This is a genomic window from Octadecabacter dasysiphoniae (assembly GCF_021532615.1).
GTDB classification, from domain to species: domain Bacteria; phylum Pseudomonadota; class Alphaproteobacteria; order Rhodobacterales; family Rhodobacteraceae; genus Octadecabacter; species Octadecabacter dasysiphoniae.
On record NZ_JAKGAQ010000032.1, the window covers coordinates 1 to 267 of the forward strand.

Here is a 267-nt window from a genome sequence, read left to right on the forward strand (position 1 = left end):
GTGCGCCGTCACGTCGCGACCTTTGGCAAACCGGCGTCGCTGGCGGGGTTGGTCTTGGTGCTGCCAGCCTTTGCGTCGCAGGCCGCAGCGCAGACGGCATCGACCGCGCTGAGTGAGATTGACGGGGTCGTATCGGTCGATGTTCAGGCCGATGGTTCGGTGCGGATTACGCTCGAGAACGGCGCGCAGATGCAGGTAGGTGCCGAATCCGTTCAAGTGATGGCGGATGGTTCGGTTCTGGTGCCTGCGGATGTCGCGGAGGCGATT

The 267-nt window shown here is 64.0% G+C and carries 1 protein-coding gene; it reads left to right on the forward strand.

Features of this window, described 5'->3' with window-relative positions; all coding sequences use genetic code 11:
• Window positions 1-267 (forward strand): hypothetical protein (locus L0664_RS18505; RefSeq protein WP_235227385.1); only part of this gene is annotated, 267 nt, incomplete at both ends.